Origin of the sequence: Melittangium boletus DSM 14713 (genome assembly GCF_002305855.1) — a bacterium.
Classification (GTDB): Bacteria; Myxococcota; Myxococcia; order Myxococcales; family Myxococcaceae; genus Cystobacter; species Cystobacter boletus.
On record NZ_CP022163.1, the window covers coordinates 1,602,321 to 1,618,502 of the forward strand.

At 69.9% G+C, this 16,182-nt stretch carries 14 protein-coding genes; 7 read left to right on the top strand and 7 right to left on the bottom strand.

Annotated features, from left to right (window positions below):
* Positions 1 to 30 precede the first annotated feature (30 nt).
* From MEBOL_RS06805 to MEBOL_RS06815, 3 genes are all read right to left on the bottom strand, one after another.
* On the bottom strand, positions 31 to 1,218 hold the full coding sequence (locus MEBOL_RS06805; RefSeq protein WP_095976646.1) for an ABC transporter substrate-binding protein: 1,188 nt from the start codon (positions 1,216 to 1,218) through the stop codon (positions 31 to 33).
* Between the two features lie 27 nt (positions 1,219 to 1,245).
* On the bottom strand, positions 1,246 to 1,980 hold the full coding sequence (locus MEBOL_RS06810; RefSeq protein ID WP_095976647.1) for a PspA/IM30 family protein: 735 nt from the start codon (positions 1,978 to 1,980) through the stop codon (positions 1,246 to 1,248).
* Between the two features lie 191 nt (positions 1,981 to 2,171).
* Positions 2,172 to 3,500, bottom strand: coding sequence for a 5'-deoxyadenosine deaminase (locus MEBOL_RS06815; RefSeq protein WP_095976648.1), 1,329 nt, complete (start codon positions 3,498 to 3,500; stop codon positions 2,172 to 2,174).
* Positions 3,501 to 3,655: 155 nt separating this feature from the next.
* On the opposite strand from MEBOL_RS06815, the gene MEBOL_RS06820 reads away from it, so the two are divergent.
* Complete coding sequence (locus MEBOL_RS06820; protein ID WP_157774796.1) at positions 3,656 to 6,856, top strand: CARDB domain-containing protein; 3,201 nt, start codon at positions 3,656 to 3,658, stop codon at positions 6,854 to 6,856.
* Between the two features lie 79 nt (positions 6,857 to 6,935).
* Here MEBOL_RS06820 and MEBOL_RS06825 read toward each other — a convergent pair whose 3' ends face one another.
* Entirely contained in the window at positions 6,936 to 8,594 is a 1,659-nt protein-coding gene (locus MEBOL_RS06825; RefSeq protein ID WP_095976650.1) for a serine/threonine protein kinase, read from the bottom strand.
* A 114-nt stretch (positions 8,595 to 8,708) separates the two neighbouring features.
* On the opposite strand from MEBOL_RS06825, the gene MEBOL_RS06830 reads away from it, so the two are divergent.
* The 3 genes from MEBOL_RS06830 to MEBOL_RS06840 all read left to right on the top strand — a co-directional run bounded on the left by MEBOL_RS06830 (position 8,709) and on the right by MEBOL_RS06840 (position 10,144).
* Positions 8,709 to 9,221, top strand: coding sequence for a cupin domain-containing protein (locus MEBOL_RS06830; RefSeq protein WP_095976651.1), 513 nt, complete (start codon positions 8,709 to 8,711; stop codon positions 9,219 to 9,221).
* Positions 9,222 to 9,286: 65 nt separating this feature from the next.
* A complete protein-coding gene (locus MEBOL_RS42600; protein WP_157774797.1) occupies positions 9,287 to 9,757 on the top strand; it encodes a hypothetical protein in 471 nt (156 codons plus the stop codon).
* A 12-nt stretch (positions 9,758 to 9,769) separates the two neighbouring features.
* The gene (locus MEBOL_RS06840) at positions 9,770 to 10,144 is read left to right on the top strand and encodes a hypothetical protein (protein WP_095982627.1); all 375 of its coding nucleotides are present in this window, start codon (positions 9,770 to 9,772) and stop codon (positions 10,142 to 10,144) included.
* Positions 10,145 to 10,216: 72 nt separating this feature from the next.
* Here the strand turns inward: MEBOL_RS06840 and MEBOL_RS06845 are convergent, their stop codons facing one another.
* The 3 genes from MEBOL_RS06845 to MEBOL_RS06855 are packed head-to-tail and all read right to left on the bottom strand — an operon-like array spanning position 10,217 to position 12,280.
* A complete protein-coding gene (locus tag MEBOL_RS06845) occupies positions 10,217 to 10,621 on the bottom strand; it encodes a cytidine deaminase (protein WP_095976653.1) in 405 nt (134 codons plus the stop codon).
* A 16-nt stretch (positions 10,622 to 10,637) separates the two neighbouring features.
* A complete protein-coding gene (locus tag MEBOL_RS06850; RefSeq protein WP_095976654.1) occupies positions 10,638 to 10,979 on the bottom strand; it encodes a PilZ domain-containing protein in 342 nt (113 codons plus the stop codon).
* The gene (locus tag MEBOL_RS06855) at positions 10,976 to 12,280 is read right to left on the bottom strand and encodes a thymidine phosphorylase (RefSeq protein ID WP_095976655.1); all 1,305 of its coding nucleotides are present in this window, start codon (positions 12,278 to 12,280) and stop codon (positions 10,976 to 10,978) included. The genes MEBOL_RS06850 and MEBOL_RS06855 overlap by 4 nt, the downstream gene beginning before the upstream one ends.
* Positions 12,281 to 12,448: 168 nt before the next feature.
* Between MEBOL_RS06855 and MEBOL_RS06860 the strand changes: the two genes are divergently transcribed.
* The 3 genes from MEBOL_RS06860 to MEBOL_RS06870 are packed head-to-tail and all read left to right on the top strand — an operon-like array spanning position 12,449 to position 15,990.
* Positions 12,449 to 13,912: an ABC transporter ATP-binding protein gene (locus tag MEBOL_RS06860; RefSeq protein WP_170115703.1), complete on the top strand. Its 1,464-nt coding sequence runs from the start codon at positions 12,449 to 12,451 to the stop codon at positions 13,910 to 13,912.
* Complete coding sequence (locus MEBOL_RS06865) at positions 13,905 to 15,068, top strand: ABC transporter permease (RefSeq protein WP_095976657.1); 1,164 nt, start codon at positions 13,905 to 13,907, stop codon at positions 15,066 to 15,068. The genes MEBOL_RS06860 and MEBOL_RS06865 overlap by 8 nt, the downstream gene beginning before the upstream one ends.
* Positions 15,061 to 15,990: an ABC transporter permease gene (locus MEBOL_RS06870; protein WP_095976658.1), complete on the top strand. Its 930-nt coding sequence runs from the start codon at positions 15,061 to 15,063 to the stop codon at positions 15,988 to 15,990. The genes MEBOL_RS06865 and MEBOL_RS06870 overlap by 8 nt, the downstream gene beginning before the upstream one ends.
* The last annotated feature ends 192 nt before the right edge of the window (positions 15,991 to 16,182 follow it).

Genomic DNA, 16,182 nt, shown 5'->3' on the forward strand with positions numbered 1-16,182 from the left:
GCCAGCGAGGCGCCTCGCGGACAGAGGGCCTCAAGGCCCTCGCGCCTCCGACACATATTTCAACGCACCGAGATCGCGGGTGTCCTCGGCTGGCGGAACCACCGCCGTGCGCTTGATCTTCTGGTAGAGCGCCGATGCGCTCTGGAAGAGCTCGTCATAGGTGACGGGCGCCTCGCCGGAAAGCCCGAAGAAGGACCGATTGTCCGCGAGTGTCGCCGGGGGAGCGCTGCGGATGGCCTCGGTGGGGTCTCCCAGGTACGGAGCCACCTCGCCGAGCAGCCGCGCGGCGGGCCCCGGGTCCTTCGTCACGCTCGCGCCCGCGTCCAGCAGGCCCCGGATGATGCGCCGGACGGCGTCCGGGTAGCGCGCGGCATAATCGCCCCGGGCCACGAGCACCGTGGCCACCAGGTGCGGCGCGTCCGCCGTGGTGGCCAGCACCGCCCCTCCCCGGTCCCTCGCCGCCAGCGCCACGTCCCCCCACAAGCCCGAGACGGCATCCGCCCGGCCCTCGCGCAGGGCCCGGCCCGCGTCCAGTGTGGAAGGAAGGTCCACCCAGCGCACATCCGACATGCGCAGGCCCGCCCGGGACAGCACCCACAACGTGAAGTAGTACGAGGAGCCCGAGGGGTACACCCCCACCCGCTTGCCCCGCAGCGCGGCGAGATCCGGCACGCCCACCGCCGCCAGCGCCTCCTGGCCCCGGCTGCGCCCCACCAGCAACACCGTGCGCGGCGCCGCGTCCCGGAGCGCGGGCAGCCAGGCCGCCAGCCGATCCACCGAGAGGGCGGCCATGTCCACGCCCCCATGCTCCGCGCCCAGGGCAAGCGCCTGGCGAAGCTCGTCCTCCCGCGCGAAGAGCACCGCGCGCGCGTCCAGGGCATAGGCCGTCTTGAGCACGCCCTGCGCCGCGCCCGGCGGAGGGCCAGGGTTGTCCAGCGTGGAAGCACCCCCCGTGGCCAGCAGCAGCGCCGCCGCCGAGCCGCGCGCGGAGAAACCGATGAGCGTGGGCCGCAGCGGCACGGAGGCCAGGTCCGCCACCGGCGCCGCCACTCCCGCGGGGAAGTCCCCGGGGGACAGGCGCACGGTCTCCTTGGCCGTCGGGAAGAAGCGCGCCTGGAGCCGGTCCAGATACCCCAGGCGCGAGGCCACCAGGTACGCGGCCCCCAGACAGCACAGCACCAGGAACGGGAGGAGGCCCGGTCCGCGTCTCAACGCCATCAGCGCGGCCTCCACCCGTCCATCGGACTACTCGACTCCCACCTTCTTGCCGATCGTCTTCTCGGGGCCCGCGCCCACCTCGGACACCGGCGCGGGGCTGTTCAACCCCATCTCCATCTTCATCTGCTTGACCAGGTCCATGGCCTGCAGACGCTCGGCGTCCTCCTCGATCTGCACGGCCTGGTGGTCCACCGAGTCGAGCGCCATCTGCATGCGCGCCTCGTTGACGGCGGCCTTCTCCTGCACCTTGCGCAGCATCTCGTCGTGCGTCTGATCGATGCCCGCGACGGTGAAGGACTCCATGGCGTCGGCGACCTTGGACTGCCACTGGGCGCGGCGCGCGTCGCGGATGGCGTGCATCGCCTCCTGCGTCTTGCGCTCCTTCTCGCGCATGAAGGCCTTCTTGAGGTTGAGCGACTTCTCGTAGGCCTGCTTGGCCATGGCGAGCTGCTGCTCGTTGCGCTCGAGCGCCGACTTCTCCGTCTGCAGCTTGGTGGCGTACTGGGCCGCCAGGTCATCCCGCCCCGCCTGGATGGCCGCCTTCACCTTGGCCGTCAGCTCGCGGATGTCCTGGTTGTACTTGGCGTTCTCCTTCTCCAGCAGCGTGAGGTTCGCCCGCACCATGGCGATGGACTCGTTCATCTTCGGCACCTGATCGTTCAGGTCCCGCACGTTCTGCTCGAGGATGAGCTCCGGGTCCTCGATGGAGGAGACGAAGAAGCCAGCGAAGCTGCGCATTGCCCTCTTGAACCGTTGCCACATGGCGGTGTCGACCTCCTCCACTTCGAGCCCTGGGAAACCACCTTACACCAGCCCGCCCGCTGATCCACACAAGGCGAAGGCCCCCGGTTCCTACGTCCGGGTCTGGACGTCTATTGCCAGGAGGCGGACGAACCCGGGCAGGTCCGCCCGGAGCCCGAGCGGCCCGCCCCCCCTCCAGGCACGGACCGGCCTCACCGGCGGCGAGCGGCGATGCGCGCGGAGTGCTGGTGGGCGCTCGCGGCCACGGCCGAGGCGTCCAGGGTGAGCAGCGTCCGATCCTTGAGCACGAGCCGCCCGTCGATGATCACGTGCACCACGTCGCTGGAGCGCGCCGCGTAGACGAGGGGCGAGAGCACGTCCCGGGGATCGAAGGGCGTCGTGTGCAGGCCGGACAGGTCCACCACGGTGACGTCCGCGCGCTTGCCCGCCTCCAACGAGCCCAGCTCGGACTCCAGACCCAGGGCACGGGCGCCCCCGAGCGTGGCCATCTCCAGTACGCGCTCGGGAGGCATGCCCCGGGGACCCACCCGCGGCTTGTGCATCAGCGCCGCGAGCCGCATCTCCACGAACATGTCCAGGTTGTTGTTGCACGGAGCCCCATCCGCGCCGAGGCACACGTTCACGCCCGCGTCGAGCATTTCCGGCACCGGTGCGATGCCCGAGGCCAGCTTGAGGTTGGAGCCCGGGCAGTGGCACACCACCGTGCCCGTGTCGCGCAACAGCCCGATCTCCTCGGCGGTGGGCCACACGCAGTGGGCCAGCGTCAGGTGGGGCCCCGTGAGGCCCAGCTCGTGGAACCAGGCGATGTTGTCCCGGCCGGTGAGCTGGCGCACCACCTCGCACTCGGTGCGGTTCTCGCTCGCGTGGGTGTGGATGCGCACCTGCTTCTCGCGCGCCAGACGCCCCACCTCGCGCAACAGCTTCTCCGTACAGGACAGCACGAAGCGCGGCGTGAGGGCGTAGTGCAGCCGGCCCCCGTGGGTGCCATGCCAGCGCTCCAGCAGGGCGAGGCTCTCCGCCAGCGAGGCCTCCGTGGACTCGGCCAGGCCCGGGTGCGTGTCCGGCGCGTCCATCATCGCCTTGCCCCCGGTGAGCCGGAAGCCGCTGTCCCGGGCGGACTCGAAGACGGCGTCGTAATGACGCACCGAGCCCATGTCGAGCGCCGCCGTGGCGCCCGAGCGGATGAGCTCCGCGAAGGTCAGGTCCGCCGAGGCCCGCATGGAGTCCGCGTCATGCGCGGCCTCGAAGGGCCAGATGCGCTCGCGCAGCCAGTCCAACAGCTCCAGGCCATCCGCCCGGTTGCGGAAGAGCGTCTGACACGCGTGCAGGTGTCCGTGGATGAAGCCGGGCAGCACCACCCGGCCCTTCACGTCCAGTACCCGGAGGCTCGCGCCGCGTGTGCGCAGGTTGCGGCCCACCCGGGCGATGCGCCCATCCTGGATGAGGACATCGGCCTCCGCGAGCACCTCGCGCTCGCGGTTCATCGTCACGACGGTGCCGTTGGTGAGGAGGAGATCCACGGTCCAACGCGTATTAGCACGGTTCGCGTCCGCCCCAGCCCCTTCGGCCCCGTGAAATCCATGTCGGGGTCTCGACGTATGAGCACTCCGTCGGTTTCAATCGTTCCCAGGGATTGCGGTGAAGACCGCTCTCCCTGGTTCAACCGGGAGCAGATATGAATGGGAAGAGACAACACGCGAGCCTGGGGGCACTCGCCCTCCTCGCGCTCGTGGGATGTGAATCACCCCAGGAAACAGACGGCGCGCGAGCCACGGGCAAGGAGTTGGTGAGCGGGCCCGACTTCCTGGTGAAGGACTTGAGCCATCCGCCCCATGTCCGGCCGGACAGGCCGTTCGAGGCCACCGTCACGGTGTGCAACCAGGGCGATTCCCCCGGCGACCTGGATGTCCGCCTGTACCTGGCCAACGAGGAGCAACAGACCGAGCCCGAGCAGGTGAGCAACTTCTGGGTCCAGGAACTCTGGCCCGGACGGTGTACGCGGCGCACGGTGCCGGTGCATCCCCTCCACGGCGGGGGAACCTGGCGCCTGAGCGCGCACCTCGAGACCCTGTGGGGCGGTCCGGACGTGGACCCGAGCAACGACACCCACGTCTCCGCTCCAATCGGTATCGGGTACCAGCCGGACTTCGTCGTCCGCTCGGTGGAGGGGCCCGCCAGCGCGCGCCCCCAGAACGAAGTCAGGGCCCAGGTCACCGTCTGCAACCAGGGCACCGAATCCGGAAGCACCGAGGTGGCCCTCATCCTGTCCGAGGACGAGGTCCCCCGCTTCCCCTCGCCGACGGGCCCCGAGGAGGACTCCGTCTTGACCATCACCGGCACCCCCATGCTCGAGCCGGGTCAGTGCGTCCCGATGAGCCTGAGGGGCCCTTTCTACCCGCCCCACTCGAGCACGCCCGCCACGAGCGGCACCTACTTCCTGGGCGCCGTGGTGAACCCGTTCGCCCAGTCCACCGAGTTCGATACGGGCAACAACACCTCGGGCTACTGGTTGGGGTGGGGCTTCGGACCGGACTTCGTCATCACCTCCGTCCAAGGGCCCTCCAGCACCGTGATGGGCAATCCCTTGCCCACCCAGGTCACCGTCTGCAACCAGGGCACCGACACCGGGATGTTCCAAGTGGACCTCTACCTGACACGCAACCCCCTCGCGCCGACGTCCCCGCCGGAAGGCTCGCCCGAGGAATTCCCCGTGGGCTCCACCCACTATGGCTACAACTCGCTCGCTCCCACGCAATGCGCCACCGTGCCCATCAACGGCGCGGCCTACCGGCCCGACGCGCCTCCGGAGGTGCGCGCGTTCTGGCTGGGCGCCCGGGTGAAGTCGGATGGTTCCCCAGAGATCCGCCAGGACAACAACACGCACACGGGCCACCTCCTGGGCCTGGGCCACGGCCCGGACGCCGTCATCACCTCCGTCCAGGGCCCGCCCAGCGTCCGGCGCGATAACCCCTTCATCACCCGGGTCACCGTCTGCAACCAGGGCAATGAGCCGGCGTCGGGCGACGTGCGCGTGCGTCTGGGCGAAGAGGACGCCCTGCGCGTCCTCGTGCCGCCCGGCGCTCCCGAGGAGCCTTTCATCGGCTCCGCGCCCCTGCCTCACTTGTACCCCGGCCAGTGCACCACCGTGCCCGTGCCAGGCCATGCCTATTCGTACCTCGCCGCGCCGGGCGTGGCGCTCTACCTGAGCGCGGAAGTGCGTCTGTACCCCGCGGAGGTCGAGTTGCGCCGGGACAACAACACCCATCCCGGCTACCGCCTGGGCGTGGGCAATGGGCCGGACTTCGTCGTCACGTCCGTCACGGGACCCACCAGCGCTCGGCCCGGCGATCCCATCTCCGCCCAGGTCACCGTCTGCAACCAGGGCACCGAATCCGGAAGCACCGACGTGGCCCTCGTCCTGTCCCAGGACGACACCCTCCGGGTCGCCCAGAACCCGACGCCCTTCGACGATGTCGTGGTGAACATGTTCTTCACGAACGAGCTCCCGCCCGGCCAGTGCACCACCCGCGCCATGAGCGGTCCGGCCTATCTGCCTCCGCCCCCCTACCCGGACTCCACGCCCATCTACCACCTGGGCGCGGTGGCGAATCCGTTCCGCCAGCCGTTCGAGCTCGTCCTCGAGAACAACACCCACGTGGGCGGACAGGTGCGCTTCGGTCTGGGGCCGGACTTCGTCATCACCTCCGTCACGGGACCCGCCAGCGCGCGACCTGGCGACCCCATCACCGCCCAGGTCACCGTCTGCAACCAGGGCACCGCCCCGGGCGATACCGATGTGCGCGTCTACCTGTCCACGGACACCCAGTTCCCCTCGCCCCTGCCCCCTGAATACGGGGGCGGGTTTGACTCCGGAGACCACTTCGTGGGCGGCACCTGGACGCCGCTGCTCGAGTCCGGCCAGTGCGTCACCCTCCCCATCACGGGACCCGCGCAGCCGCCTCCGGGCAGCCAGTACATCCCCGGCGCCTACTACCTGGGCGCCGTGGCCCATCCGGCGGGAGCCCGCCACAACGAACTCGACCTGGGCAACAACACCCACGCGGGCTACCGCCTGGGCATGGGAGACGCACCGGACTTCGTCATCACCTCGGTGACGGGCCCCTCCAGCACGCGTCCCGGTCAGAGCGTCACCGCCCGCGTCACCGTCTGCAACCAGGGCACCCGGACCGACAGCACCCAGGTCCACCTGGTCCTCTCGGAGGATGAGCGCATCCAGTTGCCCACCTTCCCCTGGGAGCCCTTCGAGGACACCTTCGTGAACAGCGAGTACACGCACCCACTCGCCCCGGGCCAATGCACCACGCTGCCGATCACCGGCCCGATCTGGCCGTCCTCGGGCAACCCGGACACGCGCGCCTACCACCTGGGCGCCATGGTGGATCCAGACCGCTCCTCGGGCGAACTGTTCGAGGACAACAACACGCACTCGGGCTACCTGCTGGGCGTGGGGGATTCGCCGGACTTCGTCATCACGTCCATGACGAACCCGGGCTTCGTGCGCGCCGGACAGCCGCTCACCACCCAGGTGCGCGTCTGCAACCAGGGCACCCAGTCCGGCGACACCCAGCTGCTCGTCCTCCTGTCCTCGGATGAGCACATCCAGGCGCCCAGCTCGGGCCCCGGAGGCCCGTCGGGAGACTATGTCGTGGCCCAGGCCCACACCGGCATGCTTCCCCCCGGCGCGTGCACGACGCTGCCCCTCTCCGTTCCTTCGGTCTGGCCTCCGCCCTCGAGCAACCCCGAGGATCCCCAGGGGCTCTACCACCTGGGCGCCGTGGTGAACCCGGAGCGCGTCCCCGAGCTCATCGAGACCAACAACACCCGGCTCGCCGGCAGGCTCTACATCCTGCCCTGACGTCTCCCGAGAACCCCTCCCGGCCCGCCCGTGCGCGCGGCCGGGAGTCCTCGGGTGACGAGGGAGACCCGGGCGGTCCTTAGAAGTCGATCTCCCAGAGCTTGCAGAACTGCCGCACCTTGGCCTTCTCGGACGAAGGCACGTTGCCCCACTGAGCGCGCGCGTTGGTGAGATCCTTCCGCTGGCAGTGGGCCCGGGTGAGCACGGAGTAGGAAGCACCCGTCACCAACTTGCGCTGACTGCGGCGGGCGAGCCGGAGGGCTTCCTCCGCCTGCTCCGATGCCAGGGCCCGCTCCGCGGCCGCCAGATCCGCACGGACGTCCTCGGGAATTTTCTCCTCCGTCTCCGGCCGCGACACGGGACGCGCCACGGGCCGGGCGGCCACGGGCTCGGGGTCCTTGCGCTCCGGGGTCGCGGCGGAGGGCTCCTCCACCGTGGGCTTGGCCGCCTCGGGAGGAGGCGTGACGGTGGGTGGCGGAGCCGTGACGGTGGGCGCTGGAGGCCGCGCCGTCACCGTGGGCGGCGCCACGAGCGCGGGGGCGGGCTCGACGGGAGGCGGCTCGCGTCGCAGCAGCCCCACGGACACCACCGCCCCCACGAGCGCCACGAGCGACGCGGCGATCACCACCGGCCGCCGGGACTTCGCGGGCACTCCAGCGGGAGGCGCCACCTGGGGAACCGACGCCTGGGGAGAGGGTTCCACCGCCACGTCCGGAGCGACGGACGCGGGAGCGGAAGACGCGGCGGACCTGGGATTGCGCCCCACCACCGTGGGCCCGGGTACGGGCGCGGGCACCGACGGACCGGTCCTCGGGGCGGCGGGGCTCGCCACCTCGAATTCAGCGGTCGCCTCGGCCAGGGTCCGCAGCGGGCTGCCGGTCAACGCCTCGATGAAGGCCGCGACACTGGGGTAGCGATCCTCGGGCTTCTTCTCGAGCGCCTTCTCCACCACGGAGCACACGGACTCGGGCACGTCCGGGCAGCGCGGCGCCAGGGGCACGAGGGGTTCCTGCACGATGCGGTAGAGGATCCGCATCATCACCTCGTCATCGAACGGCGAGATGCCGGACAGCATCTCGTAGACGATGGACCCGAGGGCGAAGAGGTCCGATCTCGCGTCCACCGTGCTGTTCTGTCCCATGGCCTGCTCGGGGGACATGTACTGGGGCGTGCCCATGAGCACGTCGTCCACGGTCTGCAGGGTCTGCGAGGTGACGATCTTCGAGATGCCGAAGTCGAGCAGCTTCACCTGCTGGGTCACCACTCCGCCCGACTCGGTGGGCACGAGGAAGATGTTCCCAGGCTTGAGATCGCGGTGGATGACGCCCACCTGATGGGCGGCGTGCAGGGCCGAGCCGATCTGCCGGGCGATGAACATCACCTCGGGGAACGGGATGCGCCCGCGCCGGATACGCTGCGACAGGCTCTCCCCCTTGAGGTGCTCCATCACCAGGCAGGGGGCGCCGTCCTCCTGGCCGTAGAAGTCGAGCACGCCGACGATGTTGGGGTGGCCCAACCGGGAGGTGATCTCCGCTTCCCGGCGGAAGCGGGCGTACTGGTCGGGGGTGATTTCCTCCTGGGTATGGAGGACCTTCACCGCGACCTGTTTACCGGGCAGCCGCAGGTGCCGGGCCAGGTAGACCTTGCCCATGCCGCCCTTGCCCAGGACGGACACGAGTTCATAGGTCTCTCGAAGAATGCTTCCGATGCCGATGTTGTCAGCGGGCGTTGCGTTCATGGGGAATCCGAGGCGAGCATAACACCTGAAATCCCGTTCCCCCCGATCTTCCCGTCACCATTCACGGTGAGGAGCGGTGGGGAGACGTGGAGAGTGTGGAGCGGAGGCAGACGGATGCGACACCGGCTCGGACGCGACAAAACCTGGCTCCTGATGTGGGTGCTCTGCGGCTGCCGCGCCACCGCGCCGGGCACCCCCGCGCCCGAGACGCCGCCCGAAGCCGCGAGAATCCACGGCACGGAGGGCGACTCGCCCACATTCGCCGCCTGGAGGGGAGAACACCTGCCGATGAAGGAGGTCAGACCGGGCCTCTTCGCCGCGACGCTCGTGGGCGACATGGCCGCCTCCGGGGTCTACGTGCTCCGGGTGAGGGTCGTGCCTCACGGGAGCGTCGCGCCGCACTCGCATCCGGACGGCCGGTTGACGACCGTGTTGTCCGGCACGATCCACTACGGCCGGAGTGACACGATCGACCCGGAGCGGGCCCAGGTCTTCGGCCCAGGCGACTCCTACTACACCCCGCCGAACACGCCTCACTGGCTGACCACCGGACCCGAGGGCACCGTGTACGAGGAGACCGGCTTCGGTCCCTCGGCACAGGTGCCGGTGACGCCCCCGAGCCCCTGACAGCCAACTTCCAAATCAGGAAACCCGAACTCCACTCCAGCCCAAGACCGTAGGGGAGGACATCAATGGCTCCGCGCGTGCTGATAATCGCCATGGTGATGGCTGGCCTCGGTTGCGCTCATGCGCGGAAGCCAGAGAACCGGATCTACGTCATCTCCGAGGACACGCGAGGCATCTACACGGCCCTTGGAACAGGAGGATCCGGTACCCGCGACTGCCAGTCGGAGCATGAACAATGCTTCAGGAGATGTTGGCAAAAAAGCCGCCCGCCATACCCACACAAACACGACGAATGGTATTACAAACGCTGCACCGCCGACTGTAGCCAAGCCTACAATGAATGCATGGACGAACAAGAGGACACCCGAGGCGACGTGAAGACGCTGGAGTTCTCGAGTGCCGACCAGGCGATTGAATGGCTCAGGAACAACAAAGCCAAGGTGGCGATTGGAGCCATCGTCATCATCGCGGGTGTTACCTTCGTCGTCACCACCGGAGGCACTGGTGCGTTGGTCCTGGCGCCTCTTGCCCTCTGAGCGGGAATGTCCATGCCTTACAATTCAAACTTCGACCTGAACTCCGTCTTGGAAATCCTGGGAACCGTGAACGAGAAGTATCAGGATGGCTCTCCACAAGACGAAGCACTCCGGGTCGCCGCCGTGGCGCTGCTCTATGTGCGCGACCTCCAAAAGCTGGATGAGTACCGCGAATACTTTCGCGAGTTCTATATCCCCGCCACGGAGTCAGTCATCATTTCCCAGACATTCTCGACAAGGGACGCGGCGGACACATGGCTCGCGAGTGGCGCGGCCACCGAGGGTGAACTCGTGCGGATCGCGGGCCAGGGGTTTCGCGTCATCCCCGAGCGGAAGGGCAAGGGTTTGATGTTCCTCCGCACCCCCCTGCCAGAGGAAATGGAGTAACCCATCACGGAGCCGCGATGAACTCCCGCCTCTCGGCGGGAGCACCGTCCTGGCGTGTCTCCGCACTGGACGTCAGAGGAAGTCGCTCGTGAAGGCGTGCGGGAGCAGTTCCCCGAGCGAGTAGCGCGCCTCGTCGCCCTTGAGGTTGCGGCTGCGCACGGGCAGCTCCTTCGGGGCGAACTCCATCATCACCTGCCGGCACATGCCGCACGGCGGACAGGGCGTGGGCGTGTCCACCACGATGGCCACCGCCAGCGGCCGGCCCCGGCCCCGGGCCACCCCGAAGGCCAGGGCGTTGCGCTCGGCACAGGCGGACAGGCCGTAGGAGGAGTTCTCCACGTTGCAGCCCGTCTCCACCACGCCGTCCGCGTACAGCACCGCCGCGCCCACGGGGAATCGCGAATAGGGCGCATGCGCGCGCTCGCGCACCTTCGTCGCCGCTTCGAAGAGGCTCTCCCAGGGAATGTCCGTGCTCATGCGCCACCCTCGTTCGTTAGGACTCCGCCTTCTCCACTTCATCCAGATAACGCGCGATGTGCTGCTCCACGTCCGCCGGCAGGTCCAGGAAGCGCGCGTGCGCGGACGTCCCTCGCGCACCGTAGCTTACGTTGAGCACCTGACCTCGGACACGGAAGGACTGCGCCAACCCCGGCAACGAGAAGGACACCTCCACCAGCGTCCCCACCGACAAGGCCGCGCCGTGCCAGGCGAAGCCTCCCAGCGAGATGTTGCCTTCCCGGGAGTCGAATGCGTCCGAGGTGTCCGCCTCGCGGATGCCCAGGCGCATCGACACCCGGGCAGAAGCACGCCGGTCGTCCCGGGACGGCTCGCTCATTCCAAGCGCTCCAGGATGAGCGGCCGGGGCGCGGGAGCCTCGGGCCCGAAGGAATAGGCCCCGAGCAGCCGGGCCTTCACGTCCTCCACGCCGCCCGGCTCGTTGAAGTGGATGCGCACCAGCGGCTCGCCCACCTTCACCGGCTCGCCCACCTTGCGCAGCAGCGTGAAGCCCACGGCTGGATCGATTCTGCTGTCCACCCGCTGCCGTCCCGCCCCGAGCGCCACCGCCGCCAGGCCCACCGCCTCCGTCTCGATGCCCGTGATGAAACCCGTCCGGGGCGAGGGCACCTCCAGCGTGGAGCGCGCCTGGGGCAGGCGCCCGTAGTCGTCGATGGACTGGGGATCGCCCCCCTGCGCCTCGACGATCTGCTTCAACTTGCGCACGGCGCTGCCGTCGTCGATGACCGCCTGGAGCTTGCGCCGCGCCTCGTCGAGCGAGTCCGCCTTGCCGCCCAGCACCAGCATCTCCGCGGTGAGCGCGAGCGTCACCTCGGTGTAGTCCTCGGGAGCGCGGCCACGTAGCATCTCCACGGCCTCCACCACCTCCAGGGCGTTGCCCACCGCGCGTCCCAGGGGCTGGTTCATGTCCGTGAGCAGCGCCGTCACCTTGCGGCCCATCTCCGCGCCGATGCCAATCATCGTCCGGGCGAGCGTACGCGCTTCCTCCTGGGTCTTCATGAAGGCGCCACTGCCCACCTTCACGTCCAGCACCAGCGCGTCCAGCCCCGACGCGAGCTTCTTGCTCATGATGGAGCTGGCGATGAGGGGGATGCAATCCACCGTGGCCGTCACGTCCCGCAGGGCGTAGAGCTTCTTGTCCGCGGGCGCCACGGACGCCGTCTGGCCGATGAGGCAGCAGCCCAGCTCGCGCACCAGACGGCGGTAGTCGCTCACCGGCAGGTTGATGCGGAAGCCCGGAATGGACTCCAGCTTGTCCAGCGTGCCGCCCGTGTGCCCCAGGCCCCGGCCGGAGATCATCGGCACGGGCACGCCGCAGGCGGCCGCCAGCGGCGCCAGGCTCAGGGACACCTTGTCGCCCACACCTCCCGTGGAATGCTTATCCACCTTGGTGCCGGGGATGTCGGACAGGTCCAGCACCTCGCCGGAATGGAGCATCGCCTGGGCCCAGGCGCTCAATTCCGCCGCGTCCAGCCCCCGGAAGAAGATCGCCATGCACAGCGCGGACATCTGGTAGTCCGGCACGTCGCCCGAGGTGTACGCCTGGAGGAATGCCCGGATGTCATCGGGAGGGAGCCGCTTTCCGTCCCGCTTGGCCTTGATGAGCTCGTAGGGTCTCACGCCTCCAGGCCATAGCAGGAAGCCCGGCGGGCATGCACCCCGGAAGAAAAGCCCGCCGTCCACCATCGTCCATCCGTACCACCGCCCGCTATCTGATAAAGGGGGAGGGTCTTGATTTCCCTCCGACACATCCACAAGCGCTTCGGCGCCGTGACCGCCCTGGACGACGTGTCGCTGGACATCGGCACCGGGGAGGTCCTCGCCCTGGTGGGCGAGAACGGCGCGGGCAAGTCCACCCTGATGAACGTCCTCTACGGGCTCTACCACGCCGACTCCGGCGAGGTGCTCGTCAATGGCCAGGCGGTGCGGCTCAAGAGCCCCCGCGACGCCATCGCCCGGGGCATTGGCATGGTGCATCAACACTTCATGCTCGTGCCCACGCTCACGGTGGCGGAGAACGTGGTGCTCGGCCGCGAGCCCTCGCGCTTTGGCCGCCTGGACCAGGAGCGCGCCATCGCCGAGGTGGCCGCCACGTGCGAGCGCTTCGGCTTCAAGCTGGATCCCCGCGCCCGGGTGGACACGCTCAGCGTGGGCTCGCAACAGAAGGTGGAGATCGTCAAGGCGCTGCATCGGGGCGCCCAGGTGCTCATCCTCGACGAGCCCACGGCGGTTCTCACGCCGCAAGAATCGGATGACCTGTTCCGGGTGGCGCGGGGGCTGGCGGCCGGAGGGCGCACCGTCGTCTTCATCAGCCACAAGCTGCGCGAGGTGTTGAGCGTGGCCGAGCGCGTGGTCGTGATGCGGCGCGGCAAGCGGGTGGCCGAGGTGCGCGCCGCCGAGACGCGGCCCGAGGAGCTGGCGGCGCTGATGGTGGGCGAGGCGCGCATGCCCCAGGCCGAGGCCCAGACGTACCATCCGCCCGGAGGCGAGCGGCTGCTCGAGACGAAGGAGCTCACGGCCCGGGGCGAGGACGGACGGCCCGCGCTGCGCGGCGTGACGCTGGACGTGCACGCCGGGGAGATCGTCGGCATCGCCGGAGTGGACGGCAACGGCCAGCGCGAGTTCGCCGAGGTGCTCACGGGCCTGCGGGAGGTGGACTCGGGCAGTGGCACCCTGCTGGGCGGACCGCTCGCGGGGCTGACGCCCGCCGAGGCGCGGCGCCGGGGCGTGGGGCACGTGCCGGAGGATCGGCTGTGGCGCGCGGTGGTGAAGGCCATGAGCGTGGAGGAGAACGTGGCGCTGGGCCGGCAGGCGCAGACGCCCTTCGCCAAGGGACTCCAGGTGGACTTCGCCGGGCGGCGCGAGCGCACCCAGACGCTCCTGCGCTCCTATGACGTGCGGCCGCCGGATCCGACGCTGCCGCTCCAGGCGCTCTCGGGCGGCAACCAGCAGAAGGTGGTGGTGGCGCGCGAGCTGGATGCCTCGCCCCGGCTCCTGGTGGTGGTGCAGCCCACGCGCGGCCTGGACATCGGCGCCGTGGCGCAGGTGCAGGCGAGGCTGCGCGAGGCGCGCGATGGCGGCGCGGGCGTGGTGCTCGTCTCGCTCGACCTGGAGGAAGTGTTGGCCCTGGCCGACCGCGTCTACGTCTTCTTCGAGGGAAAGGTGACGGGGACGTTCACCCGGCCGCAGTTCGACGAGCGGGAAATCGGCCGGCGGATGCTCGGCACCGGAGAGGAGGCGACTCATGGGTGAGCGGTTGCGGACGATCCTGCCCTCCATCCTGTCCGTGCTCCTCGCCCTGGCGGTGTGCTGGTGCTTCATCGCCCTCACCCGGGACGCGCGGATCGCCAGCGAGGCCTATCTGCAGATGCTCCGCGGAGGCATCGGCGACTGGGGGGCGTACCTCGATGGAGGCCGCGTCACCCTGCTCACCCGGCCCTGGGGCGAGGCCGCCATCAAGGCCTCCCTGCTGCTGCTCACCGGGTTGTCGGTGACGGTGGCCTTCAAGGTGGGCCTCTTCAACATCGGCGCCCAGGGACAGATGCTGATGGGCGCGCTCGCCGCGGCGGTCGTGGGGGCGCAGGTGGAGTTGCCCACCGTGCTCCATGTCATCGCGGCGCTGCTCGGGGCCGCGGTCGCCGGAGGCCTGTGGGCGCTCATCGCCGCGTGGCTCAAGCTCGCCCGGGGCGTGCACGAGGTCATCTCCACCATCATGCTCAACTGGGTGGCGGTGAGCCTGGTGGACAACTGGCTCGTGGTGGGTCCGCTGCGGGCCGGTGCCGGCACCACGCTGAACACGACGGGCACCGCGGAGATCCACGCCACCGCGCACCTGCCCCGGCTGCTCGGGGATTTGTCGCGCCTGCACCTGGGCTTTCCGCTGGCGCTCGCGGTGGCGCTCGGGTTGTGGGTGTGGCTGGCGCGGCTGCGCACGGGCTTCGAGACGCGCGCGGTGGGCTTGGGGCCCGAGGCGGCCCGAGCCGCGGGCATCCCCGTCACCCGGCGTACCGCCGAGGCCATGGGACTGGCCGGCGCGCTCGCGGGACTGGCCGGCGCGGTGCTCGTGCTGGGCACGGAGTTCCGCTACCCGGGCACGCTCGGCGCGCCCTACGGCTTCGACGGCATCGCCATCTCGCTCATCGGCGGCAACCACCCGCTGGGCGTCACCCTGTCGGCCCTCTTCTTCGGCGTGCTGCGCGCGGGTGGCACGCGCATGCAACTGCTCGGCGTGCACAAGACCTACCCGGAGCTCATCCAGGGACTCGCCCTGCTCTTCGTGGCGGGCCGTCAGGTGTGGCTCACGCTGCTGAGCGCCCGGAAGCGTCCTCCCGAGGCCCCCGCCGAGCCCCAGCCCGTGCCCGAAGCCGCCCCCCAGCCCGCGCAGCGTCCGGAGGTGCCCCGTGTTTGAGGTGGTGGAAGCGCTCCTGTCCTCCACGCTGGAGTACTACCCGGCGCTCGTGTTCGCCGCGCTGGGGGCGACCCTGTCCGAGCGCTCGGGCATCACGAACGTGGGCATCGAGGGGATGATGCGCACGGGCGCCTTCTGCGCGGCCCTGGCGGCCATCACCCTGCCCACGCCGGTGGCGGTGCTGGTGGGCATGCTCGCGGGCGCGGGCATCGCGGCCGTCCACGGCGCGCTGAGCATCCACTGGCGGGCGGATCAGGTGGTGTCCGGCATGGCGCTCAACCTGGTGGCGCTCGCCGGAGGCACCTACCTGCTCGAGGCCCTCTACGGCCCCAACGGCACGCCCCCCATCCAGCAACTGCCGCGCTGGCACGTGCCGGGCCTGTCCGAGCTGCCCCTGCTGCGCGCCTTCTCCGGGCACACGGCCCTCACCTGGCTGGCCCTGGTGCTGCCCCTGGCCTTCCACTGGCTCTTCTACCGCACGCCCCTGGGCCTGCGGCTGCGCGCCGTGGGCGAGAAGCCCCACGCCGTGGCCACGCTCGGCCTGTCCGTGCAGGGCCTGCGCTGGATGGCCGTGCTCGGCGGCGGAATGCTCGCGGGCCTGGGGGGGGCCGCGCTGTCCACCGCCGTGCTGGATCGCTTCGAGCAGCACACGCCCGCCGGCCTCGGCTACATGGCCCTGGCCGCCACGGTGTTCGGCCGCTGGACGCCCCTGGGCGCGCTGCTCGCCGGGCTCTTCTTCGCCGCCGGCAGCGCCCTGCGCATCGGGCTCGCCTCCAGCGCCCCCGGCATCATCGAGATCATCCCCCAGGGCTTCCTGCTCGCCCTGCCCTACCTGCTCACGCTCGTGTTGCTCGCCGTCCAGGGCCGCCGGACCCATGCCCCCGCCGCGCTCGGCACCCCTTATGAGCAGGAGTCGCGCTAAACCGGCCTCGCCCACTTTCCAGCCTCTCGTCGCCTCCGGGCCGTGGGTGTGGCTTTTTACTGTGTGGGTCCAAGCAACCCCGGGTCATTCCTGACGGGGACTCATTTTGGACCCTCCCGCAAGTTTGAAGGAGCGGAGGACGCGGAAGAGGCCATCCTCCGGAGAACGCGGCAAAGTCCCGACTTTCGGAGA